The organism is Povalibacter sp. (genome assembly GCF_036520495.1).
Lineage (GTDB): Bacteria > Pseudomonadota > Gammaproteobacteria > Steroidobacterales > Steroidobacteraceae > Steroidobacter.
The window spans coordinates 1-24,423 of the sequence record NZ_DATDJO010000056.1; the positions used below are offsets into that span (position 1 = coordinate 1).

Genomic DNA, 24,423 nt, shown 5'->3' on the forward strand with positions numbered 1-24,423 from the left:
ACAAGTCATGTCGGACGTGTATAGAAACGACCGTACTTTATACATATCTCCTCATTGACCTACCCTCGCCAGGTTCTTCCGGATCTCCGTCTCCAGCCGGGCGCTTTCCGCGAACTGCTCTTCCAGCTTGCCTTTCAGCCCGGCAAAACGCGTTTCGAACGGCGCGTCGTCAGCCTCGGCCTCGGCGGCATCCCAATAGCGGCCGGGTGAGAACCAAGCCATGTTTGGCGATTTCTTCGAGCGTCAGCTTTTCTTTTAACTGGAAAAGAACAGATGGATGACACAGGGAGCGCGTCCGCGCACTTACCTGGGGCCCGGGCCACTAAGGAAGCGGCCGGGCTGTTTCGGATAGATCCGCTTGTCTCGCTGCACCGACCTACGAGAAGTTCGGGCCACCATTGATGTCGACACTGGCGCCGGTGACGAAACTCGCCTCCGGCGACGCAAGATAGGCTACCAGGTCAGCCACCTCTTTCGCCTGGCCCTCGCGACGCAGGGGCGTGCTCGCCGCGGCGCGCGTCGCGATACGCATGCACTTCAGGCGCTTGCTCGAGTCGATGCTGGACGTGACGGAAGAACGAGCGCTGGAGGAATTGCGCAGACAATCGAGCAAGAGCCGTCAGCGATATCTGAAGAGTGCCACGCTCTGAGCGTCTGAGTTGAGCGTCCGAGTTCCCATCAACAGCCGAGACGGGCGGTGCGAAATGAGGCCCTGACAACACCGCCACAGATGCGGGGGGACACGCTTGCGGATGCCTGAATCGCGGCAGGCCCGGAAAGGAAACCATGAGCTGGGCCCGGCAATTCAAAAGTCAGCGACTCCCGAATCCATGGATACGTCATATGGAACTGCCGGAACGATTCGCGGCAGGCCATGACCCGGCATGTAACGCGGCGACGGCCAGATCACCGATCCTCTCGTCGACATTGATGAACCCCGTTCACGATGTCATTCGAAATGTTTTGGTCTAAACATCGCGCCTCCCAGCGAGTAATGTGGCGCTCCGCAGTCAATGATGAGAGGAACAGGGTATGCGCACTCGCACACTCGGCAGAAGCAATCTTCAGGTATCCGCCCTCGGCCTCGGCTGCATGGGCATGAGCTTTGCGTACGGCCCGGCGGCCGACAAACAGCAGAGCATCGCGCTCATGCATGCGGCGATAGAACGCGGCGTCACGTTCTTCGATACGGCGGAGATCTATGGACCGTTCGCCAACGAGGAACTGGTCGGTGAAGCGCTGGCGCCGTTCAAGGGCAAAGTAACCATCGCCACCAAGTTCGGTTTTCGTATCGATCAGGACGGCAAGCAGGCCGGGCTCGACAGCCGTCCTCAACATATCCGTGAAGTGACGGAAGCTTCTCTGAAGCGCTTGCGGATCGAGACGATCGACTTGCTCTACCAGCATCGTGTCGATCCGGAGGTGCCGATCGAGGATGTGGCAGGGACGGTGAAAGAACTGATTCGCGAAGGCAAGGTGAAGCACTTTGGACTCTCCGAAGCGGGTGCACAGACGATCCGGCGTGCGCACGCAGTGCAACCGGTCACTGCATTGCAGAGCGAGTACTCGTTGTGGTGGCGCGAGCCGGAAGCCGAGATCCTGCCGCTGCTGGAAGAACTCGGCATCGGCTTCGTGCCGTTCAGCCCGTTGGGCCGCGGGTTCCTCACCGGCAAGATCGACGCGAACACGCAATTCGACAAAGATGACTTTCGCAATGGCTTGCCGCGTTTCGCAGCGGAGGCGCGCGAGGCCAATCAGGCACTGGTCACGGTGCTGCAGACTCTGGCCGCGAAGAAAAACGTCACGCTCGCACAGCTGGCACTGGCATGGCTGCTCGCGCAGAAGCCCTGGATCGTGCCGATTCCTGGCACCACCAAGCTGCACCGTCTGGAAGAGAATCTCGGCGCCGTCGACGTCCAGCTGTCGCCCGCGGATCTGCAGGACATTGCGCGTGCAACCGAGCAGACGCCGGTGCAGGGGGATCGCTATTCCGAGCAGCAGCGACGCATGGCGGGTCGCTGACACAGGAGCGTGACGGAAGCACCGTCCGGCTGACTGCGGCGTGCAGGTCTTGCCTACGTGCGAGCGCGTAGGCAAGGCATTCGCGCGCCACGAGAGTCGCCCCAACGTCTCAAGATAGGATTTCCCGCCGATCGAACGGCTGCGGTCCGGAACAGACGGGCCGCACGGTCGGTTACTTCCGGTGATGCCCCCGATTCACCGGTAGCGACGGGAGATCCCATGCAAGGCCCCACCGACCTGGATATCACCCGGCGTGATCTGCTGGCGATCGGCGCTGTTTCCATGGCGTCGAGTGCCGTGCCGCTCGTCGCCAAAGGACAGGAGACCGCAGCGCAGTCGCCGGTCATGTCGAAAGTCTCGTTCAAGGTGAACGGCAAACCGCAGGCGCTGCGGCTCGATACGCGCACGACGTTGCTGGATGCTCTGCGCGACCATCTGCAACTGACCGGCACCAAGAAGGGCTGCGATCACGGGCAGTGCGGCGCCTGCACGGTGATGGTCGCTGGGCGTCGCATCAATTCCTGCCTGACGCTGGCCGTGATGCACGAAGGCGACAGCATCACCACGATCGAAGGATTGGGCACACCGCAGAACCTGCATTCGATGCAGGCGGCCTTCGTGAAGCATGACGGCTATCAGTGCGGCTACTGCACGCCCGGCCAGATCTGCTCGGCGGTGGCCGTGCTGGGAGAAATCAAGGCAGGCATCCCCAGCCATGTCAGTGCCGACCTCACGGCACATCCGCAACTCACCGCAATGGAACTTCGCGAACGCATGAGCGGCAACATCTGCCGCTGCGGCGCCTACTCCAACATCGTCGATGCGATCACCGAGGTCGCGGGGAGAAGCGAATGAAGCCCTTCACCTACGAGCGCGCACGATCACCGGCCGATGCTGCAGCGGCGGCGGCCCGCAGGCCGAACACACGGTTCATTGCTGGCGGGACCAACCTGCTCGATCTGATGAAGCTCGAGATCGAGACGCCGGCGCATCTAATCGATGTGAACGACTTGGCACTCGACAAGATCGAATCGACGTCGGATGGCGGCTTGCGTATCGGTGCGCTGGTACGCAACACCGACCTCGCAGCCGACGCGCGCGTGCGTCGCGACTACGGACTGTTGTCGCGCGCACTGCTGGCAGGTGCGTCGGGCCAGCTGCGCAACAAGGCGACCACGGCGGGCAATCTGTTGCAGCGAACGCGCTGCCCCTATTTCTATGACACGAACCAGCCTTGCAACAAACGCCAGCCGGGCAGCGGCTGCAGCGCGATCGGCGGCTTCAGTCGCCCGCTTGGCGTGATCGGTGTCAGCGACGCGTGCATCGCGACCCATCCAGGCGACATGGCGGTTGCAATGCGGGCACTCGATGCAGTCGTGGAGACTGTGCAGCCCAGCGGCAAGACGCGTCGGATTCCGATTGCCGAGTTCCATCGTCTGCCGGGCGACACGCCGAATGTCGAGACGACGCTGCAGACCGGCGAACTGATCACAGCGGTGACGCTACCGAAGCCCATCGGTGGCACGCACATCTATCACAAGGTGCGCGATCGGGCCTCGTATGCATTCGCTCTCGTGTCGATCGGCGTGATCCTGCAGAAGGATGGCAGCGGACGGGTCGCCGTCGGCGGCATCGCGCACAAACCCTGGCGGATCGAAGCAGCGGAAACGGAACTGCCGCGCGGCGCGAAGGCGGTTACGGCGAAATTACTGGAAGGCGCCAGGCCCACCCACGACAACGCATTCAAACTGACGCTGGTCGAACGCACGCTCGGTGCGGTGCTGGCAGATGCGGGAGCACGGTCATGAAATTCGACGCGCCCGCCGGCAACAACCCCATCGATCAGCAGAAGATCGTCGGCCGCGCCACCGACAGGATCGATGGACCGTTGAAGACGACCGGCACGGCGCCGTATGCCTACGAACGTCACGACGTTGGCAACAATCCCGCGTACGGATACGTCCTCGGCTCGGCCATCGCGAAAGGCCGCATCGCCTCCATCGACATCGTGGACGCACGCTCCGCCTCCGGCGTGCTGGCAGTGCTCACCGCGAGCACCGTCGGTCAACTCGGCAAAGGCGAGTTCAACGTTGCGAAGCTCCTCGGCGGTCCGGAAATTCAGCACTATCACCAGGCGATTGCGATCGTCGTGGCGGAAACCTTCGAACAGGCACGCGCGGCCGCGGGATTGATTCGCGTCAAGTACGTGGCCGCTCCCGGTGCGTTCGATCTGGCGGCGGCGAAAGATACGGCGATCAAACCCGAGAAAATCACGGGCGGTCCGCCGGATACCGCGGTCGGTGACTTCGCCGGCGCGTTCGCCGCGGCGCCCGTAAAACTCGATGCAACCTACACGACGCCTGATCAGGCTCACGCGATGATGGAGCCGCACGCCACGATTGCGACATGGCATGGCGAGCAGCTGACGGTCTGGACCTCGAACCAGATGATCGACTGGGGTGCCAAGGACCTGGCGACGACCCTCGGCATTCCGCGCCAGAACGTCCGGCTGATCTCGCCGTACATCGGCGGGGGATTCGGCGGCAAACTCTTCCTGCGTGCCGATGCGGTGCTGGCGGCGTTGGGCGCGAAAGTCGTGAAGCGTCCGGTGAAAGTGGCGCTGACGCGTCCCATGATGTTCAACAACACGACGCATCGGCCGGCCACGATCCAGCGCATCCGCATCGGCGCGGGCCAGGACGGCAGGATCACCGCCATCGCGCACGAGAGCTGGAGCGGCGATCTGGCCGGCGGCAAAGCCGAGGCGACCGTGCGATCGTCGCGGCTGATCTATGCCGGCGCCAATCGCATGACAGCGACACGCCTCGCGACTCTGGATCTGCCAGAGAGCAACGCATTGCGAGCGCCGGGCGATGCGCCGGGTTTGATGGCGATGGAAATCGCCATCGATGAAATGGCGGAGAAGCTCGGACTCGATCCCATCGAGTTCCGTGTTCGCAACGATACGCAGGTCGATCCGGAGCATCCGCAGCGTCCGTTCTCGCAGCGTCACCTCATCGAGTGCCTGCGCCAGGGTGCGGATCGCTTCGGCTGGGACAAGCGCAATGCGCAGCCAGCCAGGATGCGTGAGGGACGCTGGCTGATTGGCATTGGCATGGCTGCCGCGTACCGCGATGGCCCCGTGACGAAGTCCGCAGCGCGCGTGAAGCTCGACGATCGGGGCATCGTCACCGTCGACACCGATATGACGGATATCGGTACCGGCAGCTACACGATCATCGCGCAGACCGCTGCGGAGATGATGGGCGTGCCACTAGACAAGGTCGTGGTGAATCTCGGCGACTCGACGTTTCCGGTCTCGGCGGGGTCAGGCGGTCAATGGGGCGCAACCAGTTCGACGGCGGGCGTGTATGCCGCTTGCGTGAAGCTGCGCGAGACCGTGTCCAGGAAAGTCGGCATCAACGCCGCCGATGCAGTGTTCGAGAACGGCAGCGTTCGCGCTGGCGAACTCACGATGACGCTGGCAGATGCGGCCGGCACGGACGGACTGATGGCAGAAGACGCCATCGAATTCGGCGAACTCAGCCGCAAGCACGTCCTCTACACGTTCGGCTCGCACTTCGTCGAGGTGGGTGTGGACGCGGCCACCGGCGAAGTTCGCATTCGCCGCATGCTGGCCGTGTGCTCGGCGGGACGCATCCTCAATCCGAAATCCGCACGCAGCCAGATCATCGGCGCGATGACGATGGGTGCAGGTGCCGCATTGATGGAAGATCTCGTCATCGACAAGCGCCGGGGATTCTTCGTCAATCACGACCTCGCCGGCTACGAGGTACCCGTGCACGCCGACATTCCACATCAGGAGTGCGTGTTTCTGGAGGAGACGGATCCGCTCGCATCGCCAATGAAAGCGAAAGGCGTGGGCGAACTCGGCATCTGCGGCATCGCCGCCGCGATTGCCAACGCGATCTACAACGCCACCGGCATACGGGTACGCGACTATCCGATCACACTGGACAAGCTCCTCGATGGCTTGCCGCAGCAGGCTTGAGGACTAATGGCACTTCGGTCAAGCGATCCCAGGCTGTTTTCCTGCCCGGAATCGCCCACCTAACTGTCGGGCGACAACTCGATGAGCTCGCTCTCCAGCAGGCGATGCATCGAGCTGATCACCTGATGCTGCACGGTGTCGCCCGATTCCTGCTCGTCGACTTCCCGAGTAATCATACGGCGTAGCGATTCGACGGTGTGCGGGGTCTGCAGCAGTTCCAGCAGATGCACGTCGAACGGATCGGGACCGCTTTTCCAGAACGTACGGATGCGCGGCGGTCTGACCGCCTTGCGCACATACGCGGCCGTCGGAATGAGTTGCGCCATGTTTCCTCCTCCTGCCCTTGCTGCCTACCGTTGCAATTCACGATGGCGACCCTGCGTTCCCGTGGCGGAGCGCTTCGAGTCGGAAGTGTGGAACAGCCCGCACGGCCGGACCGTTCGTACTGGGCTGCACAACGAATGAAGGAGCAATCATGGCCTCGCGTTACAGCAAGAAGGCATCGAAGAAGGTCGAGACAGTCATGCGCGAGCGCAAGCGCGGCACGTTACGCAGTGGCTCTGGCCGCAAGGTGACCAGCCGCAAGCAGGCCATCGCCATCGCGCTCTCGGAAGCACGCAAGGCCGGCGCGAAGGTACCGGCGAAAAAGAAACGCAGCAGCAAGAAAAAGACGGCGCCGCGGAAGACAGCCCGGAAGACCTCATCGCGGAAGAAGTGATCCGAGTGCCGCGACCAGCAGCCAGCTGCGGGTCCGACGCTTGTAGATCCGGGCGCACAGGCGGTCGGTGTGATCCAGATCGCGCGATCGATGACGGTCCACACCGATATCCTTTTTTTCCGGAAAGTGCTGGCCCGCAAACTCCGCTGCTGAAAACGCGAATAACTCCGGATCGCCCGCGCCTCATGCGGACACGGCGCTGTCGGGCAAGACAACTTCGCTGGCGGACAGTCAGTTTTTCACTGTAAATTCGACTCGCGAGACCGGACGCTGCGTCTGCAAGAACGCGCTTCGAACGAGCATGGTAATGGCAGACCTCCGGCGTGAATCGACGTGCACATGAATGGCAGCGTCCTCACCTCGCGCCAACGCTCTTCACGAAATCGCCGCAACTGGTGGCCGCGTTCCTGCACTGCCCTGATCGCTTTCCGTTCCATCACTCCACTCGAGGAGTTTCGTCATGAGCTTCATCAAGACCAAAGATGGCACTGAGATCTTTTACAAGGACTGGGGCAGCGGACAGCCCCTCGTGTTTCATCACGGCTGGCCATTGAGTGCCGACGACTGGGACAATCAGATGATGTTCTTCCTGTCGAAGGGATTCCGCGTCATCGCCCACGACCGCCGTGGACACGGACGCAGTTCACAGACCTTCAGCGGCAACGAGATGGACACGTACGCCGCCGACGTCGCAGCGCTTACCGCGCATCTGGATCTCAAGAACGCAATCCACATCGGTCACTCGACTGGCGGCGGCGAACTCACGCGCTATGTCGCGCAGTACGGTGGCGGCGGTCGCGTGGCGAAAGCCGTGCTGATCGGTGCTGTGCCGCCGGTCATGGTGAAGTCGGAGAAGAATCCAGGCGGTCTCCCGATCGAAGTGTTCGATGGTTTCCGCACCGCACTCGCCGCCAATCGCGCGCAGTTCTACATCGATATTCCCGCCGGCCCGTTCTATGGATTCAATCGTCCGGGTGCAAAAGTGTCACAGGGCGTGATCGACAACTGGTGGCGCCAGGGCATGGCCGGCGGCGCCAAGCCGCACTACGACTGCATCAAGGCGTTTTCCGAAACCGACTTCACGGAGGATCTGAAAAGGATCGAAGTTCCGACCTTCGTCATGCATGGCGACGACGACCAGATCGTGCCGATCGCCGACTCCGCGTTGCTGTCGAGCAAGCTGCTGAAGAAGGGCACGCTGAAGGTGTATCCGGGCCTGCCGCACGGCATGTGCACGACGCACCCGGACACGATCAACGCCGATCTGCTGGCGTTCATCCAGTCGTAGGACCTGGGAAAGGCCCGATTACCCAGTCACCGCCTGTGCGGGAATGACGGCGGCAAATCAGTCTCCCTGGCATTGCGCCGATCCTCCCCTGTCGTCGCAGGGGAGGATCGGTCACCCGCTACTGCTTCTTCTTCTTCGACACCGCCTTCACCGCGGCCTCGGCATTGATGAAGCCATAGCCATCGAGCTGGCTGTAGCCCTTGCCGATCAGATTGAAGAACTCGCCGCGGAAACTCCTGCCGCCATCGAACGTACCAAAGAAGTTCGCGCCGCCGGGCACGAACTGACCCGATGGAATCAGCACACCGCCGCCGAGCAGATCGGCTGAGTTGCCGCCGGCTGCACCGCCAGGACCGGCGACATCTGCTTCATCGCGATCGACGCCGAACGACAGCAGGTCGCCGCTGCGGAAGCTGCCGGGCCGGAACGTTAGATCGAGCTGCTTCCACTGTCCCGGCAATCCAGGCGGATCGGCAGGCAGCGAGAAGGTGCCAGTGACATCGCCTGCACTCAGTCCCTTCGTTCTGCCAACAACGAATGGCTGGCCCGGCGCCGGCAACGGAACAGTGCGTTCATCGAACACGATACCGTCCGGGGTCTGCGTCGGATTGGCCTCGCTGCCGTTGATGGACAGACTCAGCAGCGACTTCAGTCCCACATGTGTCAGCGTGAACACGTTGGGATCGAACTGGCTGGTCGCGTTCTGATCGGCGGAGGCATTGATGGCCAGCACGTTGCCGTGCGACCACGCGAATCCCGACGAGAAGAACGGATCGAGGTCGTGCCGGAAAGCGCTGTCCTGCAGGATCTCGCGCATCTTCCTCGGCTTCACCCTGCCAGGACCGCCGGCTGCATCGAGGACCAGCGCGGCAATCGCCGCTGCATGCGGTGCTGCAGCACTCGTGCCGAAGAAGTTCGGCAGTTCGTCTGCGTCCACCCCGGAGTCGTTGCCGAAGAATGTATTGTTCGCGCCGTCCATCGCCGCGATGTCCGGCTTCTGGCGAATCTGCGGATGCCGGTAGCGCCGGTTGTCCATATCGAAATAGATCGTCGACGGGCCGGGCGACGTGAATGCCTCGGGCACGAACGGCGCATAGAACGCATAGGCGGCGACACCGATCGCTCCTTGCGCCGAGTTGTGTCCATAAGTGACAGGATCGAGGTAGCTGAAATATTCCTGCGGCGCGACACCCCCGAAACCCACATAGCGAATGCGATCCGCAATGGCGCGCTTGTGGCCCGTCGGCTCGTTGGCCCGCGCGATGACGACCTGGTAGGTGTTGCCGGGAATGCCGCCAATTTCCAGCGGCCGGTTGGTGAACAGATTCTGTTCGGCCAGCGCACCGAGGAACGTGCCATTGGTGCGGAAGATCAGCACGTTGTAATCCGTCAGCACCTGCTCGACCACTTCGACCGGCTGCACGCGATACAGAAAATCGCCGGACTGGGTCGGCAGGAAACTGTCGACCACCACGGTGTAGGTCCCGTTGAGCGGCAGCTCCAGGATCAGCGATTCCGGATTCGTGCCGGTATCGATGAACTGGATCAGCGCGCCGTTCGGATCGAACAGCGCCAGAGTCAGATCGGGATTCGGCGTGCCCGTGGTCGTGTTATCGGCATCGGCGAATATTTCCACGAGCAACCCGGCCGTGCCCGTGAATGTGAATTCGGCATCGCCGTTCGGCGGCACCGTACCCACACCCGATGCCAGCGGCGGACCGACCGGCGTGGGCGGCTGCGGATCGTACGGTTCGTTCCATTGAAAAACGAACGTGTTGCCCGCGGTGAACTGCACCGTCTGCGCGATGTCGATGCCCGCGCCCGGATTGAAGTCGTGGAATCCGCCTGCGTACAGCGCCGGATCGACATCGTCGAAGATCAGGTTCGTCCCCTGCCAGGAGGCCGCTGCGCCGGGCACGATACGCACCTTCGAGTCGTAGGCCTGCGTCGCCGCACGATTGCCGGCCGACGAGAAGTAGGAGACGCCGCGCGCCGCGACCTCATCGACCGTCTGCGCAATGATGCCGTCCTGGAAGAACGGTTCGGCCGGATAGATGATGTCATCGACGATCACGTCGGCCTTGAATCCCGGCACGACGTTCTCGGCATCCGGGAATCCGGCGAGCGCGCGAATGTTGTTCGCGAAGTTGATCTCGCCGCCATCGGCCGTGGCGAACCCGAGCCGCGCCTTTGGCGCCATGTCGTGCACGATCTGCAACATGGCGCGACCTTCGTCCGTGCCCTCGGGCTGGTCCTGCAATACGACGACCGGTTGGGTATTGCCGAAGGGATTGCCCGCACCGGGCAGATCGCCGCTCGCAATGTCGGCGGCTGCATCGATCGGATCGCCGCTCGTGTCATAGCTGTCCGACATCACGCCGACGGTGATGCCGGAACCGTTCACGCCGGCCGGCAGCTTGTCGACGCGATGCTGCACCACACCCTGGCTGTCGGTCGTGCCCACGTTGGTGATCATCGGACTGGTCGGCACGACGGCCAGCACACCCTTCATGCGCGCGAGTCCAGCGAGTGATGCTGCCGGCACGTATGCCTCGACCACGCCCGCACGATAGTCCAGGGCTGATGCCTTGATCTCTACACCGGGCATACGACGCAGGCTTTCCATCAGTATCGCGCCGGGCACCTTGCCGTCGAACGAAATACGCACGAGTGCACGGCCCGCAGCGTCGTACCGCACCGGATGAGTGACGCGCTCCTCCGCTGCGGCAGTGCGCGATTGGGCCAGGCCGGCCGGCGTCACGACCTGATCGAGCCCGCCGCCGAGATTCGGCGTGGCATCCTTCGCATCGACCAGCACGGGCCCAAGCGATAGCAATGTGCCTGCCGCGCCCAGACAGGCGCGCGCAACCGCTGTACGCAGCAACAGCAATCCCGCATGAGATTTCATGAATGTGCACTCCGTGTTTGGTTCCCCAGATGGCGAGGGACCCGGGCTGCGCGCGACGGGTGCGGATCACCTTGATGCTCCAAGGCGGTCGGCACGCGCTCGACACAGATCGAATCCCTTCACGTGATTGTTCACGTTGGCGGTGACGCTACGGCCGCGCTGCCTGGCTTTTCAATACGCGCCAGCAACACATCGTGAAGCATGGATTGCTTTTGCGAATATCGACAGGGGACGCGTCAGCCGTTTGCTCTCACACTCAGGAACGCAGCGCTGCCACGGCTTTGCCCGCAGCATCCTTCACGGCCGCGCTGCCGCTGGATGCAAGCTGCCGCAGTTTCGGCAGCGCCTGACGCAGGCGCAGCACACGCACGGCATCGATCGCTGCGATCTGCATACCGGGATCGGGATCCGCAAGGAAGGCGACGATGCGATCGGCGTCCGCCGTCGCTCCCATTCCGGCCAGGACGCGCAGCGCGGTCGCCGCGACCAGCACGTCGCTGCCGCCGACGGACTTGGCAACGGCACGATCATCGAGTGCGTCCCGGACCAGCTGCAGACAGGGTTCGCCCGGCAAGTCGCCGCACAGATTCAATGCGGCTTCTCTGACTGCGGGATCCTTGCTCTGCGCCAGCCGCTCCACGTCAGAAGCGGCGTCCGCACCGAGAGCCGCAAGCGCCTTGAGCGCGGCACGTCGTGTCTGTGCCGAATCCTGTTCCACCAGTATCGCCAGCCCCGGCGCCGCCCCTGGATCGCGGACTTCGATGAAGTACTCGGCTGCGGCGGCACGCACGGTCACATCGGCATGCGAAAAGAAATTTTCCACGCGGGTCGCCGCCGGCGCGAACTGCCGCCTGGCCAGTTCGCCGATGATCTGCCGGAGCATGAATGGCGAGTCGGTGCTGTCCAGCAGCGCAGTCAGCCCGGAATCGCTGGCTGGAAAACTGAGCTCGGGAAAATCCCCCGGACCATTGACGATGCGCACATCGAAGGGTTTCGACTGCACCTGCTTGCCATCGTCGTAGTAGAGGCGGACATGGGCGCGTCCATCCAGTTGCGAATGCCTGGTTTCGAAACCCAGGACGAACTCGAGGGCGTCGGGCGCCTTGCCTTCGACACGCACCGACAGGCGCCGCTGCGAGCTGCCGCGTTCGACATCTGCAGGCGTCACGATCCATGTGTACCTGGCGGGCCGGACTTCCGTCGACGCCTGCGAATCCGCCTTCGCGGTCTTGACGCTGTCGAACACCAGTTCCGCCTTCGTCAGTAGCGCAGGCGCATCCGTGGCATTGCGCAGCTGAATCTTCAGCGTGGGACGATCCAGCGACTGCACCGAGGCCTCGATGATCTGGATCCCGGGCGGATTGCGCAGCCGGTCGGACAGCTGAACGATCGTGAATGCCACCAGCGGCAGACCGACGACAAAACCGGCGATGGCAACCCAGCGGGGCGAGCCCCGGTCCTGCTGACCGTCGCCTTTCAGCCGTTCCCTGGCCAGACGTTCCTTCTCCTGCTGCTTCTCCTGCTCCAACCGTTCCTTTTCCTTCTGCTCCTTTTCCTGCCGAAGTTGCCTGGCCTGCGCCTCCTGCTGCATTTTCTTTTCTGCCTCCACCGTGTCCCGCTCCGTCGCCTGATTCACGTCGGCGTCGTTCTCATTCTTCATGGGTGACTCCTGATGCAGGCGACCGCGGCCAATCGTTCGACGGCCAGCAGGATTTCCACCGTCGTCGGCGCGACCGTGCCGGCGGGTGCTTCGAGCAGTCGCTGCCGGACTACGTCGAACGAAGCGACTCTCGGAGCCGCCGGACACTTGGGCGGTTCCAGCTTGTCGTCGAATGCGAAGGTGAGCAGGTCGATGACCATGTACTTCGCCGCGGGCTCGAAATTGCCATCGAGCATCTCGCGACGCGCGTACTCGGCGACACGGACACTCTCCAGGAACTCGTTCGTGGAGGCATAGCCGCCGTCGGTTGCCATCCGCGCCAGGTCCTGCGGATCGGGTGGCGACGTGCTCATGAGTTCTTCGAGCGCCATCACCGTGAAGAACGTTGCATCGTCCTCGTACTGGTCAGTCATGCCGTACTTGATCTGGCGACCGATGCCCATGCCGGTGTTGTCGGCGAAGTCTCGCGGATCGCTGCCGCGCAGCGACCCTTCCGCAGTCCAGCTCACGCCGTACGACAGACTTCTGACGAACGAATCGGCGACCCCTCGAACCGTTTTCAACCGTTCCTTGTGCCCATCGGCGTTGGCTGCCGTGATTTCCGTGGCCAACAGCTCGGCCGCTTCACCGAATGCATCGGCGGCGATCATCCCCCTGACGCAGGTCAGCAGCGACCTCTCGAATTCATCGAGGGAACGCGCGGTGATGACTGCATCCCTGAACGCAGCCCGTGACCGCACGCGATCCCCCGTCTCCTCGAGAATCGATCCGCGCAACGAATAGGTGATCGTCCGCAGATGCGCCGCATCGCGACAGGTCGCGGACGCGCTCGCTGACTCGCATCCCGATTTTTCCCAGACCGCTGCCAGTGACTTCTGCGCCGAGGCGAGCGCTTCGAGCGCTTCCGGATATCGCCGCAGATGCCCCAGGGCGATGCCGCGGATCTGGTCGTTGTTGGCCAACGCCAGCACCTGGCGGTTCGCATCCGGGAGTGGACCTTGCTCGAGCTGCGAGCGGATGGCGGCGGCGCGATCGAGTTCGTGCTGCCAGTGCGCCGGGCCTGTGGAATCTTGCGCGGCCGATGGCGGTCGCGCGTCCCGCTCGCAGCCAGTCATTGCTGCGAAGCACATCACCGCACCCCACGCCTGCAGCATCACCCGTGACGTCATGAACGGCTCCTTCTGCTGCCATCTCGCGCCCCTGATTCTGTCGGCACAAGCCGCAAGTTCACAGCGGCACCGACTCGCATGATCCGCTTGCCCCCATCCCTTATTTTCGCCTCCCTCCTGCGGCGAGCACAGTCCCACCAAACCGCCGGAGATGCAGCTGATGCGTTGTCAATCGGGATCGGATCGCCGCATGCGGCAACTCATCGGCGCAGGGTGGGTATTGGTGGCCACTTTGTCGGGTTGTGGCTCCGATCAGGGTACCACCGGCGCTCCCACAGCCACTTCTGAATCAACTGCGACTCCTGCCGCAGCCCCGCCCGCGATCGCAACGGCGCCGCAGGCCGTGCCTGCGGCGGCCGTCACGCAAGCGTCGTGGGCACCCGATGCCCTCGAAGAACTGCTCGCACCGATCGCGCTTTATCCCGATGCCCTGCTCTCCCAGATCCTCGCCGCGTCGGTGAACTCGCAGGAAGTGCTCGACGGTGGCAACTGGCTGCTGCAGAACGAGAACCACAAGGGCGATGAGCTGGACAGAGCGGCAGAAAAGGCCGGCTTCGGACCGGCCATGCGCGCGCTCCTCCAGTTCCCGTCGGTCGTCGACATGATGTGTCAGCAGATCGACTGGACGAAGCAGGTGGGATCGGCATTCACCTCGAACCAGGCCAGCGTGCTCGATGCCGTGCAGAGATTGAGAGCGCAGGCGAAAGAGGTCGGCAACCTGAAATCGACGCCGCAGCAGACGGTCGAAACCAGGACCGAGGACAATAAAGTCATCGTCGAAGTGAAACCGGCCGATCCCAGGATCGTGTACGTGCCGCAATACGATCCGCAGGTCGTCTACACCACGCCGCCGCCCGCCACGACGACTGCGACCACGCAAAGCAGTGGCGTGAGCACCGGCACAGCCGTTGCGGGTGCGCTGCTGGCGTTCGGCGTGGGCGTGATGATCGGCAATGCCTTCGACGACCATTGTTATCCGCGCTGGGGTTACGGCGCCGTCTACTACGGCCCGCGTCCGTTCTATCCGCCGGCGTATGTGTATCGACCGGTGTACGGGCCCGCATTCCGTCCCGCCTACCGCTACACGCCGCCGCCCGGCTATCGCTACAACTACAACCACGTCAACGTGCAAAACAACATCAACGTGAATGTGGAGAACAACTACTTCAATCGTTTCGAGAAGAATCAGAACCTGCGCGCCGGCAGTCCGAACAGTCCGATTCAGGGGACGAAGCACGGTGTCGGCGGCACGCAGCGGGTCGGATCGGATGGCAGCAACTGGAAAGGCCAGTCGACGTATGCGGGCACGAAGCAGCCTGCCACCCAGGCACGGTTGAACCAGGCCGCGGGCAAGTCGGCAACCGCGCAGCAGCGGCTGCCAGAACACAACCTCGGCGGATCCGCAGGGACACGCACGACGCCGCAGGCTGCACAGCATGTCGATCGCGGATACGGCGGATCGACGCGCGCACCCACGAAAGAGCTCGCCGCGAAAGCCCGACCGAGTCCGAGCGCCACTCCGCGGCCCACTGCCGAGCTGGCCAGCAGCCACCCTGCTCCGCGCAAGGACAGCGCATTCTCCGGAGCGCGACCGTCAGGCAGTGGGTCTTTCGATCGCGCATCGAGCGCACGCGGTCATGCGAGCGCCGGATCGCGGCCACATCCTGCGCAGAGCGCCCGCCGTCGCTAGGAGAAGCATATGAACACCCCCGTCATTGCACTGATCGCAGCACTGGCCCTGCTGACGGTCGGGGGCTGCGATCATCACGAGCCACCGCAACCGGCGCGCGCAACGACGAGCGCGCCGGCGAAAACCTTCGCAACGCCCGAAGCAGCGGTCGACGCGCTGATCGCCGCCGCTGAAAAAGATGACGTCACCGCACTGAAGGAGATCCTCGGGCCGGGCACCGACGAACTGCTGACGTCGGGCGATGCGGTGGAAGACCGCTCGACGCGCGAAGCTTTCGTCGCACGCTTTCGCGAGAAGCATGCGTTCGTGGCGGGAACACCGGATCACCTGGTCCTTCAGGTGGGCGACGATGACTGGCCGCTGCCCATGCCGCTGATACGCAGTGCAGAAGGCTGGCATTTCGACGGCGAGGCGGGCGCCGATGAACTGGTGATTCGCCGCATCGGCGCCAATGAACTGCGCACGATCGATGTGATGCGTGGCTACGTCGAAGCACAGGAGGAGTACGCCGCCGCTGCACACGATGGCAACAGTGCCGGCCTGTACGCACCGAAGCTCCGCAGCGACCCAGGCAAGCACGACGGCTTGTACTGGGAAGCTGCAGCGGGCGAACCGGAAAGCCCCGCCGGTCCCCTGCTCGCCGAAGCTACGAGCGAGGGCTACAACGCGGCGAAAGGAGAGCCTTATCACGGCTATCTGTACCGCGTTCTTCTGTCACAGGGTGCAGCAGCGAGCGCTGGAGCGAAGGACTACCTCGTCGACGGCAAACTCAGCGGCGGCTACGCACTCATCGCCTGGCCCGCGGAATATGGAGCGAGCGGCATCATGACCTTCATGGTGAATCAGGATGGCGTGGTGTGGCAGAGCGATCTGGGAGAAGGCACGGCGAAAGCGGCGGAGGACATCACGCAGTTCAATCCCGACGATTCGTGGGCGCCGATTGCGATCGAAGAAGACAGCGTCGAAGAAGCGGTGGCCACGAATTGAGAGGCTGTCCGGCTACGACCGAAGGAAGCCGGACTCACAGGACGATCGGACGCTCCTATTGTGGGTTCGACTTTAGTCGAACATCTGCCTCGCTAACGTTCGACTAAAGTCGAACCCACAATTGAGAGGCCCGGCAGCAGCTTACTGCGCGATCCCCGACCGCAACGCCTTGTAGAAAACGACCGTGGCACACGGCGCACCATCCGGCATCAGCGCGAAATCGGGAATGACGCCGCAACGCTCCCAGCCCTGCCGCGCATACAGACGTTCGGCATCCGCGCTCGCGGTATCGAGCACCAACAATGTCTTGCCCGCATCGAAAGCGCAACGCTCGGCGGCCTTGAGCAAGGCGGCACCGACGCCGGCCTTGCGGGCCTGGCGATGCACCAGCATCTTGGCGACATCGCCGCGATGCGGCTGATTTTCCTGCGGCGCCCAGATCACCTGCACGGTGCCGACGATGGCGTTCGTCCTGTCGTAAGCAGCAAATACCACGCGTTCGCCGCGCTCGACGCTCTCGGCTGCGCTGCGCCAGAAAGCATCCGCCTTCGCGCGGGTCATGGGCCACATGAAGTTCACCGACGCCCCGCCCTCGACACAATCGATGAGCACATCGCCGAGCCCGCGCACTTCGGCGTCGCCGAGCGTGTCGAGGCGGCGAATGGCGATGCGCTGATCGCTGGCCTGACCGGCGGCCTGTCTCTGCTGTGCCATGTCACTTCCTCGCCGTGCGTGACCGATCGGTTGCAATGACCACGATGTAGTGCGCCGCCTTGCGCGTGCGGTTGCGAAAAGTCGTCGGCTGATCCAGTTGCATCGCCAGGCAATCATCCGGCCCGAGCCGGTACGTCACGTTGCCGAGCGTGAGTTCGATGGCGCCATCGCGCATCCAGATCTGCTGATGAGTAGTCACTTCGCGAGCCGCGGTTTCGTAAGCCACTCGCGCGCCGGCCGGCAGCGTCACTGCGACGATCTGCAGCGGCGACGGAAAATTCTCCGGCGAAATGTTGCGGCGTACGTATCCGGACTGCGGGTCCCGCCAGGACGTTCTGTCGGCGCCATGCGAGATCGGACTGGGCGCGGCAGCCGTATCCTCGAACAGCGTGGCCAGCATCACGCCGAGACCCGTGGCGACTTTCTCGAGCACGACTGCGGTGGGACTGCTTTCGCCCCGCTCGATGAGCGAGAGCATCGACCGACTCACTTCGCAGCGCGCCGCCAGGGCCTCGAGGGTCATGCCCTGCTCCGTGCGCAGCGCCCGCACGCGCGTGGCAATACGCTTATTGATGTCCTGCAGCGGCGCGGCGGCGGTAATTTCCTTCATATTGGATTGACTCTCCAATACATTGGATTCACTGTCAACTGGTGTTCTGGCCCGCACCCGACATACTCGCCGCCTTATGAAATCCCACCGCACCCTCGCGCTCGTCAGTCTCATCGCCCTCATGGTCATGTGGGGCAGCACATTCGTCGTCACCAAAGCGGCCGCGCGCGACTTCCCGCCGATGGTGCTGGCCACGCTGCGTTTCCTGATTGCCGCGCTCGTCCTGGTGCCGCTCGCGCTCAGCCGCGGCGGGTTGCAGCAACTGCCGCAACCTCGCCCCTGGCGCACGCTGCTATTGATGAGCTTCGTCGGCATCGCCGCCTTTGCGACCACGTTCACGTATGCGCTGGTGTATGGCTCCGCATCGCAGGGCGCGCTGATCTACGCCGCGTTACCTGCTGCGATTGCATTCGCCGCGATCGTGTTTCTCGGCGAACGACCGTCGCGACGACAGCTGGCGGGCATCGCATTGTCGATCGCGGGCGTGGCGCTGCTGATCGTCGCCGGCGAGGCGGATGCCGGCTCTCCTGATCCGGTCGCGGGTGCGCTGTGGATGATCGGCGCTGTCGTTGCCTGGACCGCCTACACGGTATTCGCCAAACGTCTTGCGCACGTCGACAACATCGTCGTGATCGCCATCATCTCGACACTCGGCACGGCGATGCTGCTGCCCTTCGCTGCGATCGAACTTCTGCAGACTGACTGGACCGTTCCGTCCGTATCCGCGTGGACAGCGCCGCTATTCCTGGGGATCGTGGCTTCGGCACTCGCCTACATCGTGTACGGCTACGTGCTGCGGGAACTCGACACCAGCGTCGTGGGCACCTACACCAACCTGGATCCCATCGTCGGCGTCCTCATCGCCGTGCTGCTGTTCGGCGAGTCGCTGCATGCCGGCCAGATCGTCGGCGGCCTGATCGCGTTGGCCGGCATGTGGCTGGCGTCCATCGAAGAGCGCCCCTAATAGAAAGCCGGAAAGACGCAGGTACACAAAGGAGCGCAGGGGCGGAACACAAAAGAGCACAAATGAAGAAATGCTCCTGGTCCGGCCAGACTCATTTTTTGTGCTCCTTTGTGCTTCCCGTTTGTGCTCCTTCGTGTACCTGCGTCCTCCTGGCTCAGTCCTGGAAATCGGAATGTCGGAGCCCCGTCCCGGCTGGCGTCCTTGGGTCTCTCGCAACCACAACAGGAGACCGCATGAGTACTAACGAAGAGCTTCCCGCGCCGCCGATCGTCCCGCAGCAAGAATGGCTGAAGCAGCGCCTCGCGTTGCTGGAGCAGGAAAAGGAGCTGACCCGCCGCCTGGATCGCATCAACGCCGCGCGCCGGCGCCTGCCCATGGTCCGTATCGACAAGCAGTACACGTTCGACGGACCGCGCGGCAAGGCCAGCCTGCTCGATCTGTTCGAGAACCGCCGCCAGCTGATCGTCTATCACTTCATGTTCGATCCGGCGGCGGAGAACGGCTGTCCTGGCTGCACCGGCTTCATCGACGCCATGGGCGATCTGTCCATGCTCAACGAGCGCAACACCACCTTCGCCGTCGTCTCGCGCGCGCCGCTCGCCAAGCTCCAGGCGTATCGGCAATCAAAGGACTGGGATATCACCTGGTACTCATCGTTCGGCAGCGACTTCAACTACGACTTCCACGTGACGCTGGATGAAAGCGTCGCGCCCGTGGAATACGGATACCGCAGCAAGGCCGAGATGGAGCAGTTGAATGTGCCCAGCCCAACCAAGGGCGAAGCACCGGGTTTGAGCGTTTTTTTCCGTACCGGCAACGCTGTCTTCCACACGTATTCGACGTACGGGCGCGGGATGGAGTCCATCACCGATTCGTACTCGTTACTCGATCGCACCCCCTACGGCCGTCAGGAATCGTTCGAAGATTCGCCCGCGGGCTGGCCACAAAAGCCGACCTACGGCTAGAAAGAGGTAACCGCAAAGAACGCATAGATGAACGCATAACGGAGATCAAAGGCTCAAGACGCGCGCCTTCCGTACACGTCTATGCGTTCTTTGCGTTCTATGCGGTTACTCCGATCCGATTCCTCCTGAACTCAGTGCTGTTCGCCGCTCGATCCCTCGATGCCGCCATCGTCATCCGGCAGGTCTTCATCTTCACCGGTCTCGCCCTGCCCGCCGCGCACAGTCGGATCGGAAGCACGCGTGGTGCGGTCTTTCTCGGGGACGGGATCGCCGATTTCCACCTGGTCGGCATCCTGGCGTTGCTCCTGCTTCTCCTGTGAATTCGGAATTGGATTCGGAATGAATGTTTCCGGCTTGCTCCTGGCAGGCGAAAAAGTCGGAGGATTCGGGTTCTGTGGATTGGCCATGGGACCTCCTCGTTCGTTGCGGTTCGATTTCTTAACGCGCGACGACAGCGAAGGTGCCCGGGCATTTGCGTGGTCCGATTGGGGACTGCGCGTCAGTTCACAGATCTCAGGCAGCCGGCGCGCACGGGCGCGAGACGCAGTCGGTGGTCGGAGGGCCGGTCCGCATCTATGATCTGCCGCGGCCGCAGCCGGTGAATACCGGACTTTCCTGCGCTGTTCGACTACAGTCGCGCGCAAAGAATCCGGTACTACGACCGGGTGCGTCGCCGCACGAATCAACAAATACTCAGCCCGCGATCAACGAATGAGTCAGTTCCGTCCAGCACTGGAATCCTTTTTCCAGGGTCAAACCGATTTACCGGCCCTGCAGGGCGAGTTGCGCGCCGATCTGTCGCGCGAACCCACGCTCGCACCGGTGTTCAGCTCGCTGATCGAGACCAGCTATCGCGAAGGCAAGATCAATGGGCCGGCGTATCTCGATCTGATGGACATCGTGCGTGCGACCACGCCGCCCGCGATTCCGGCCGCTGCAGAAAACGATGCAGAGACCCGCTATCGGCCGGCAGATCAGGTCGTTCCGCCGTCTGGCGATGACGAGGCGACACGTTATCGGCCCGCACCCCAAGCCCTCGGCGATGACGAGGCGACCAAGCTCGCCCCGGCCGTGCCACCTCGCACGGCACCTTCGACGGGTTCGAATAGCTGGAACGATCTGCGTGCGACCGGCGGTCAATCGCGTCCGCTGCGTCCGGGCGACACGATCAAGGAACGCTTCATTCTCGAAGACGTGATCGGCAAGGGCGGCATGGGCATCGTCTTTCGCGTGCGCGATGTGCGCAAGGAAGAGGCGCAGGACCGCAATCCCTATGCCGCACTCAAGGTGCTCGGCGAAGACTTCAAGCGCCATCCCGAATCGCTCAAGGCATTGCAGCGCGAGGCGCGCAAGGCACAGACCCTCGCGCACCCGAACATCGTCACCGTGTACGACTTCGATCGCGATGGCGCGAACGTCTACATCGTCATGGAGTTGCTGGAAGGACAGCCGCTCGACCGTTACATCAAGGATCTCGAAGGCACCGGGCTCACGATCACCAAGGCGCTGCCGATCATTCGCGGCCTGTGCAGCGCACTCGCGTATGCGCACGAACACCAGGTCGTGCATTCAGATTTCAAACCCGCGAACGCCTTCATCACCAGGACCGGCGCGATCAAAGTGTTCGACTTCGGCATCGCGCGCGCGGCCAAGCGGCCGGGTGTGGAGAATGACACCGGCAGCATGACCGTGTTCGATCCAGGCACGCTGGGCGCATTGACGCCCGCCTACGCCAGCTGCGAAATGCTCGATGGGCTCGAGCCCGATCCGCGTGACGACATCTATGCACTGGGCTGCGTCGTTTATGAATTGCTCACGTGCCAGCATCCGTTCGAGCGCAAAACAGCGGTGCAGGCGCGTGACGCCAGACTCAAGCCGAAGCCGATCCGCGGACTCACCAGCCGTCAATGGCGCACGCTGCGACGCTCGTTGGCGTTCGACCGGCCGGCCCGCACGCCGAGCATCGCAAAATTCCTGGAAGATATTTCTCCCGAGAAGCGCTCGCCAGCGCTGTGGGGCGGCGTCGCGGCGGCGATCGTCGTACTCGGCACGACCGCAGCCCTGCTCGTTCCGGACTACCTGCAACGTCGTCGCAGTGACGCGATCGGTGCGCTGGTGCGCGCCGGTACGGCGCAATCCTTCGAGCAGGCCATGCCGCAGATCGACTCGCTGTCGCCGGAGGCCCGCGCCCGACTGCTGCTCGATGAGGGTTTGCGGTCCGCTCTCCTCGGACACTTCAGTGCGCAGATCGAGTCGCACACCGATGCCAGCAAGCAGCGCTACGACTATCCACACGCCGAAGGATCGTTGGCTGAGCTACGCAAACTCTTCCCGGATTCGCAGGCGGTCTCGCAGATCGGCGAGCAGCTGACGTCGCGCAAGAACGATGAGATCAAACGTCAGAGCGATCGGCTCGACGAATTCCTGGGCAAGGGCTGGCTGGTCGACGGGCAGAATCCCGAGAGCGTCGCGGACGTGCTGCGGATCATCGCGCAGATCGACCCGAAGCATCCGCTGCTGATGGATCCGCGCCTGCCTTCGGCGTATGCGGAGCAGACACAGATCGCCTTGCGCAAGCCGGACATCGCGCTGGCGCAGTCGCTCACCCAGGCCGGCCTGACCGTCGCGCCCGAGGATCGGACACTCAAGGATCTGAGCGACACCGTCGCTCGCGAGCTGGCAACGCAGCAGCGCAACACGCGCATGGCGGAGTTGCGTCGCAAGCTGTCGGGAGAGCTGGCCAACGCGACAGCACTGACAGCGTTCGATGTCGTGCACGAGGATCTGCTACTGCTGCAGGCTACAGCGCCGGGCGACGCCGCATTGGCGGGCGCGCGAGTGCGCATTCACGACCTGCTCGATCGCGAGACGCGGGCACTGGCCAGGCAGGGCTCCTACAATGAAGCGCAGGCACTACTGTCGCGTTACGCCGATATGTCGGAGCCACGTTACGTAGAGAGAACACGCGCGGCGCTGGCCGCGGATCGCAGGGCGGCCGGAGTTGCCGAGGACGCTGCCGCCGCTGCTGCCGTTCGCACTGCACTCGAACAACTGCTGCAGCAAGCCACCGGCGACGATGCCTGGGATATGCAGGTGGATTCACAGCTGGCGCGCCTGGCGGCGTATCTGCCACCGACCGATGCCGATCGCATCGCCCTGCAACAGAAGGCCGCGCAGATTCATGTCGCTGACGCCGCCGCGCTGCGGGCGCAGGGCCGCCTGGGCGAGGCCGACCTTGCCCTGCAAAGAGCGGTTCCGTTCGCACCTGCCCTGCCTGCCATCGCGCAGGAACGGCAGCTGCTGGCACAGATGCGCGCCGGACAGGACGCCCGTGATCGCGAACAGAAGCGACTCGCCGAACTGGCCGCGCTCAAGCAGAAACTGCAGGACCAGGCCACCGCGAATGAAGTGAACGAAGCCCTGGCCTCATTGCGCGATCTGCGCGCCAGGTTGCCGACCGACGATCCGTTCCTGGTCACTGCACCCAAGGCCATTGCCGCCGCGTACGTGCGGCTTGCGACGGTCGCCGCCCGCAACTCACGCTTCGATACGGCCGTTGCGTCGATCGATCGTGCCCTGGAACTGGATCGCACCAATGCACAGGTGACGGAATTGCGTGAGCAGTACGCGCAACAACTCGCAGCCGCGTCGCGAACTGCGCCCACGCCAGCGCCGACGCCTGCCAAGGAAGAGCCGGCGAAACAACCCCAGTCGCAACCTGCCAGCGAAACGCCCGCACAAACGACTGCGGCTGTAACCACCCCCGCTGCAACGACACAGTCCGCACCGGGCGCCGGCAGCGGTTGCTCTACGTCACTCGCGGGCTATGGCACGCGCAGCCGTGGCGTTTGCTTCGATGCCTTCACCGGCGGTCGCGGTCCGGATCTGGTCGTCGTCCCCGCAGGCACCGGTGCGCCGCAGCCCTTCGCCATCAGCCGCTTCGAAATTTCCGTGGCCGAATTCGCCACGTTCTGCAAAGCATCGGGCAAGTGCAACGCACCTGCGGGCCAGGCGGATCTGCCCGTCACGTCGATCCCCGTCAGCGATGCACAGCAGTACGTCGCGTGGCTGAGCAACGTCACCGGCCATGCGTATCGATTGCCTGCCGACGCTGAATGGACCTACGCCGCCGGCGCACCCGGCGGCAGTGCAGAACGCGACTTCAACTGCGTCGTCGAGCTCAACGGCCAGAAGATCCGCGGCTTCAGCCTGAGCAACGTGCGTTCCGGCCGACCCAATGGCTGGGGTCTGTACAACCTCGCCGGCAATGCCCAGGAATGGGTGAAGTCAGGCAACGGCTGGAGCGCGCGCGGCGGCGCGTTCAGCGATCCGATCTCACAATGCGGCCCCGCGCTCAGCCGCTCCGCACCCGGCACGGCCGATGCCATCACTGGCTTCCGCGTGGTCCGGGAGATCAGATAAGAGTTCACACGGAGGGCACGGAGCAAGCGGAGGGATGCTCGATGGCGGGCACCTCCTGCCAGTGACCTGCAGAAACTGAATATCCACTCTCGCTGTGGGTCCGGCTTCAGCCGGACGTCATGCGAAGCACTCCTGCCGGATGACGTCCGGCTGAAGCCCAATGGCACTTACTTAAAGCCGGAAGCCGCACTCCTCTCGTCATTTGTGGGTCCGGCTTCAACCGGACATCCGAAGAATTCAGATGTTCGACTAAAGTCGAACCCACAATAAGAGGCTGAAAGAGCCTTAAGTAAG

19 protein-coding genes and 1 pseudogene are annotated in these 24,423 nt (G+C 63.4%); 11 read left to right on the forward strand and 9 right to left on the reverse strand.

The features are described from left to right. Nucleotides 1–51: 51 nt before the first annotated feature. Together VIZ63_RS19185 and VIZ63_RS19190 are read right to left on the reverse strand one after the other, a co-directional pair. The gene (locus VIZ63_RS19185; RefSeq protein WP_331611339.1) at nucleotides 52–222 is read right to left on the reverse strand and encodes a hypothetical protein; all 171 of its coding nucleotides are present in this window, start codon (nucleotides 220–222) and stop codon (nucleotides 52–54) included. A 154-nt stretch (nucleotides 223–376) separates the two neighbouring features. Continuing rightward, nucleotides 377–511 (reverse strand): annotated as a pseudogene (locus VIZ63_RS19190) (SDR family oxidoreductase); the annotation flags it as partial. A gap of 521 nt (nucleotides 512–1,032) precedes the next feature. Here VIZ63_RS19190 and VIZ63_RS19195 point away from each other — a divergent pair. The 4 genes from VIZ63_RS19195 to paoC all read left to right on the forward strand — a co-directional run bounded on the left by VIZ63_RS19195 (nucleotide 1,033) and on the right by paoC (nucleotide 6,034). Continuing rightward, the gene (locus tag VIZ63_RS19195) at nucleotides 1,033–2,022 is read left to right on the forward strand and encodes an aldo/keto reductase (RefSeq protein WP_331611341.1); all 990 of its coding nucleotides are present in this window, start codon (nucleotides 1,033–1,035) and stop codon (nucleotides 2,020–2,022) included. A gap of 219 nt (nucleotides 2,023–2,241) precedes the next feature. Next, entirely contained in the window at nucleotides 2,242–2,877 is a 636-nt protein-coding gene (gene paoA, locus VIZ63_RS19200; RefSeq protein ID WP_331611342.1) for an aldehyde dehydrogenase iron-sulfur subunit PaoA, read from the forward strand. Beyond that, nucleotides 2,874–3,830, forward strand: coding sequence for a xanthine dehydrogenase family protein subunit M (locus VIZ63_RS19205; protein ID WP_331611343.1), 957 nt, complete (start codon nucleotides 2,874–2,876; stop codon nucleotides 3,828–3,830). Before paoA ends, VIZ63_RS19205 begins: the two co-directional genes overlap by 4 nt. Beyond that, entirely contained in the window at nucleotides 3,827–6,034 is a 2,208-nt protein-coding gene (gene paoC, locus VIZ63_RS19210) for an aldehyde oxidoreductase molybdenum-binding subunit PaoC (protein WP_331611345.1), read from the forward strand. Before VIZ63_RS19205 ends, paoC begins: the two co-directional genes overlap by 4 nt. Nucleotides 6,035–6,093: 59 nt before the next feature. Here the strand turns inward: paoC and VIZ63_RS19215 are convergent, their stop codons facing one another. Then, nucleotides 6,094–6,360: a hypothetical protein gene (locus VIZ63_RS19215; protein ID WP_331611346.1), complete on the reverse strand. Its 267-nt coding sequence runs from the start codon at nucleotides 6,358–6,360 to the stop codon at nucleotides 6,094–6,096. A gap of 149 nt (nucleotides 6,361–6,509) precedes the next feature. On the opposite strand from VIZ63_RS19215, the gene VIZ63_RS19220 reads away from it, so the two are divergent. Together VIZ63_RS19220 and VIZ63_RS19225 are read left to right on the forward strand one after the other, a co-directional pair. Next, the gene (locus VIZ63_RS19220) at nucleotides 6,510–6,752 is read left to right on the forward strand and encodes a DUF6496 domain-containing protein (protein ID WP_331611347.1); all 243 of its coding nucleotides are present in this window, start codon (nucleotides 6,510–6,512) and stop codon (nucleotides 6,750–6,752) included. Nucleotides 6,753–7,212: 460 nt separating this feature from the next. Beyond that, nucleotides 7,213–8,040: an alpha/beta hydrolase gene (locus tag VIZ63_RS19225; protein WP_331611348.1), complete on the forward strand. Its 828-nt coding sequence runs from the start codon at nucleotides 7,213–7,215 to the stop codon at nucleotides 8,038–8,040. 118 nt (nucleotides 8,041–8,158) lie between these two features. Here VIZ63_RS19225 and VIZ63_RS19230 read toward each other — a convergent pair whose 3' ends face one another. The 3 genes from VIZ63_RS19230 to VIZ63_RS19240 all read right to left on the reverse strand — a co-directional run bounded on the left by VIZ63_RS19230 (nucleotide 8,159) and on the right by VIZ63_RS19240 (nucleotide 13,777). Next, entirely contained in the window at nucleotides 8,159–10,948 is a 2,790-nt protein-coding gene (locus VIZ63_RS19230) for a S8 family serine peptidase (protein WP_331611349.1), read from the reverse strand. A gap of 256 nt (nucleotides 10,949–11,204) precedes the next feature. Then, nucleotides 11,205–12,608 carry a HEAT repeat domain-containing protein gene (locus VIZ63_RS19235; RefSeq protein WP_331611350.1) on the reverse strand — a complete coding sequence of 468 codons (1,404 nt, stop codon included), beginning with the start codon at nucleotides 12,606–12,608 and terminating at the stop codon, nucleotides 11,205–11,207. After that, nucleotides 12,605–13,777 carry a hypothetical protein gene (locus VIZ63_RS19240; RefSeq protein ID WP_331611351.1) on the reverse strand — a complete coding sequence of 391 codons (1,173 nt, stop codon included), beginning with the start codon at nucleotides 13,775–13,777 and terminating at the stop codon, nucleotides 12,605–12,607. The genes VIZ63_RS19235 and VIZ63_RS19240 overlap by 4 nt, the downstream gene beginning before the upstream one ends. A gap of 190 nt (nucleotides 13,778–13,967) precedes the next feature. On the opposite strand from VIZ63_RS19240, the gene VIZ63_RS19245 reads away from it, so the two are divergent. Together VIZ63_RS19245 and VIZ63_RS19250 are read left to right on the forward strand one after the other, a co-directional pair. Further along, a complete protein-coding gene (locus VIZ63_RS19245) occupies nucleotides 13,968–15,467 on the forward strand; it encodes a DUF3300 domain-containing protein (protein WP_331611353.1) in 1,500 nt (499 codons plus the stop codon). Between the two features lie 9 nt (nucleotides 15,468–15,476). Beyond that, nucleotides 15,477–16,454 (forward strand): DUF2950 family protein, encoded by a 978-nt coding sequence (locus tag VIZ63_RS19250; protein WP_331611354.1) that lies wholly within the window; start codon nucleotides 15,477–15,479, stop codon nucleotides 16,452–16,454. A gap of 141 nt (nucleotides 16,455–16,595) precedes the next feature. Here the strand turns inward: VIZ63_RS19250 and VIZ63_RS19255 are convergent, their stop codons facing one another. Together VIZ63_RS19255 and VIZ63_RS19260 are read right to left on the reverse strand one after the other, a co-directional pair. Then, nucleotides 16,596–17,168, reverse strand: a complete 573-nt coding sequence (locus VIZ63_RS19255; RefSeq protein ID WP_331611355.1) for a GNAT family N-acetyltransferase — start codon at nucleotides 17,166–17,168, stop codon at nucleotides 16,596–16,598. A gap of 1 nt (nucleotide 17,169) precedes the next feature. Continuing rightward, complete coding sequence (locus VIZ63_RS19260) at nucleotides 17,170–17,778, reverse strand: XRE family transcriptional regulator (protein WP_331611356.1); 609 nt, start codon at nucleotides 17,776–17,778, stop codon at nucleotides 17,170–17,172. A gap of 76 nt (nucleotides 17,779–17,854) precedes the next feature. Between VIZ63_RS19260 and VIZ63_RS19265 the strand changes: the two genes are divergently transcribed. Both VIZ63_RS19265 and VIZ63_RS19270 read left to right on the forward strand, forming a co-directional pair. Then, nucleotides 17,855–18,742 (forward strand): DMT family transporter, encoded by an 888-nt coding sequence (locus VIZ63_RS19265; protein WP_331611357.1) that lies wholly within the window; start codon nucleotides 17,855–17,857, stop codon nucleotides 18,740–18,742. 233 nt (nucleotides 18,743–18,975) lie between these two features. Continuing rightward, complete coding sequence (locus VIZ63_RS19270) at nucleotides 18,976–19,707, forward strand: DUF899 domain-containing protein (RefSeq protein ID WP_331611358.1); 732 nt, start codon at nucleotides 18,976–18,978, stop codon at nucleotides 19,705–19,707. A 131-nt stretch (nucleotides 19,708–19,838) separates the two neighbouring features. On the opposite strand, the gene VIZ63_RS19275 is transcribed toward VIZ63_RS19270, so the two are convergent. Then, a complete protein-coding gene (locus tag VIZ63_RS19275) occupies nucleotides 19,839–20,114 on the reverse strand; it encodes a hypothetical protein (protein WP_331611359.1) in 276 nt (91 codons plus the stop codon). 304 nt (nucleotides 20,115–20,418) lie between these two features. On the opposite strand from VIZ63_RS19275, the gene VIZ63_RS19280 reads away from it, so the two are divergent. Continuing rightward, nucleotides 20,419–24,129, forward strand: a complete 3,711-nt coding sequence (locus VIZ63_RS19280) for a protein kinase domain-containing protein (protein WP_331611360.1) — start codon at nucleotides 20,419–20,421, stop codon at nucleotides 24,127–24,129. Nucleotides 24,130–24,423: the final 294 nt, after the last annotated feature.

Coding starts and splice junctions, on each gene's coding strand:
- VIZ63_RS19185 (WP_331611339.1), bottom strand. CDS start 222: ATGGCTTGGTTCTCACCCGGCCGCTATTGGGATGCCGCCGAGGCCGAG.
- VIZ63_RS19195 (WP_331611341.1), top strand. CDS start 1,033: ATGCGCACTCGCACACTCGGCAGAAGCAATCTTCAGGTATCCGCCCTC.
- paoA (WP_331611342.1), top strand. CDS start 2,242: ATGCAAGGCCCCACCGACCTGGATATCACCCGGCGTGATCTGCTGGCG.
- VIZ63_RS19205 (WP_331611343.1), top strand. CDS start 2,874: ATGAAGCCCTTCACCTACGAGCGCGCACGATCACCGGCCGATGCTGCA.
- paoC (WP_331611345.1), top strand. CDS start 3,827: ATGAAATTCGACGCGCCCGCCGGCAACAACCCCATCGATCAGCAGAAG.
- VIZ63_RS19215 (WP_331611346.1), bottom strand. CDS start 6,360: ATGGCGCAACTCATTCCGACGGCCGCGTATGTGCGCAAGGCGGTCAGA.
- VIZ63_RS19220 (WP_331611347.1), top strand. CDS start 6,510: ATGGCCTCGCGTTACAGCAAGAAGGCATCGAAGAAGGTCGAGACAGTC.
- VIZ63_RS19225 (WP_331611348.1), top strand. CDS start 7,213: ATGAGCTTCATCAAGACCAAAGATGGCACTGAGATCTTTTACAAGGAC.
- VIZ63_RS19230 (WP_331611349.1), bottom strand. CDS start 10,948: ATGAAATCTCATGCGGGATTGCTGTTGCTGCGTACAGCGGTTGCGCGC.
- VIZ63_RS19235 (WP_331611350.1), bottom strand. CDS start 12,608: ATGAAGAATGAGAACGACGCCGACGTGAATCAGGCGACGGAGCGGGAC.
- VIZ63_RS19240 (WP_331611351.1), bottom strand. CDS start 13,777: ATGACGTCACGGGTGATGCTGCAGGCGTGGGGTGCGGTGATGTGCTTC.
- VIZ63_RS19245 (WP_331611353.1), top strand. CDS start 13,968: ATGCGGCAACTCATCGGCGCAGGGTGGGTATTGGTGGCCACTTTGTCG.
- VIZ63_RS19250 (WP_331611354.1), top strand. CDS start 15,477: ATGAACACCCCCGTCATTGCACTGATCGCAGCACTGGCCCTGCTGACG.
- VIZ63_RS19255 (WP_331611355.1), bottom strand. CDS start 17,168: ATGGCACAGCAGAGACAGGCCGCCGGTCAGGCCAGCGATCAGCGCATC.
- VIZ63_RS19260 (WP_331611356.1), bottom strand. CDS start 17,778: ATGAAGGAAATTACCGCCGCCGCGCCGCTGCAGGACATCAATAAGCGT.
- VIZ63_RS19265 (WP_331611357.1), top strand. CDS start 17,855: ATGAAATCCCACCGCACCCTCGCGCTCGTCAGTCTCATCGCCCTCATG.
- VIZ63_RS19270 (WP_331611358.1), top strand. CDS start 18,976: ATGAGTACTAACGAAGAGCTTCCCGCGCCGCCGATCGTCCCGCAGCAA.
- VIZ63_RS19275 (WP_331611359.1), bottom strand. CDS start 20,114: ATGGCCAATCCACAGAACCCGAATCCTCCGACTTTTTCGCCTGCCAGG.
- VIZ63_RS19280 (WP_331611360.1), top strand. CDS start 20,419: ATGAGTCAGTTCCGTCCAGCACTGGAATCCTTTTTCCAGGGTCAAACC.